This window comes from Shewanella sp. T24-MNA-CIBAN-0130 (assembly GCF_040310185.1).
GTDB lineage: Bacteria > Pseudomonadota > Gammaproteobacteria > Enterobacterales > Shewanellaceae > Shewanella > Shewanella psychromarinicola.
Window position 1 is genome coordinate 1 of the sequence record NZ_JBEOPP010000340.1, and the last position, 266, is coordinate 266.

At 38.3% G+C, this 266-nt stretch carries 1 protein-coding gene; it reads right to left on the minus strand.

Translation table 11 applies throughout. The features are described from left to right. The coding region (locus tag AAEZ02_RS22640) for a phage integrase N-terminal SAM-like domain-containing protein (RefSeq protein ID WP_351125310.1) at positions 1-256 on the minus strand (256 nt) is incomplete at its 3' end. Positions 257-266 lie beyond the last annotated feature (10 nt).

Sequence of the window (266 nt, forward strand, 5' to 3'; positions counted from 1 at the left end):
TGAAATGACGTTTAAGGACATGTTCAAAGTAAAAATGAATACCGTTCAGTTGAAGTTGGATGGTTGCTCGAGACAAACCTTTATCAAGGTTCAAATAACGAAAATAGGCACTGAGCTGTATATCACTCACGGTATCAATGGGTTGATTGTAATGCTTCACCAGTTGATTAATGGCATAAAGATACGATTTTCGAGTGCGTTCAGAGTAGCGCCTAAGTGTAATTTCATCGTGGAATAGTTGAGTGTGAACTAACATGACTTACCTC